This is a genomic window from Vibrio sp. Vb1554, assembly GCF_033344235.1.
Genome location: NZ_JAWPOJ010000508.1, coordinates 1 through 230, shown reverse-complemented (window position 1 = coordinate 230; position 230 = coordinate 1). Strand labels below are relative to the sequence as shown.

The 230-nt window shown below is 50.0% G+C and carries 1 pseudogene; it reads left to right on the top strand.

From position 1 onward, the window contains the following. A pseudogene (locus tag R8N28_RS27395) lies at nucleotides 1-230 on the top strand (dihydroorotate dehydrogenase); the annotation flags it as partial.

Sequence of the window (230 nt, the reverse complement as noted above, 5' to 3'; positions counted from 1 at the left end):
ACTCAAGTTGGATGGCACTTTCAAAAAGAGCTGGCGCGCAATGGTGGTTTACGTGACCTTCGCCCTCACCATCGTCTTGTGGATGACCACCAAAGCTCATGGCATGAATACGTACGTCGTCGCGATTATTCCTCTGGCAGTCTTTACCTTAACGGGCATCATGGGCAAAGAAGAGCTCAAACTGATCAACTGGGACGTATTGTGGTTGGTTGCCGGTGGTATTGCGATTG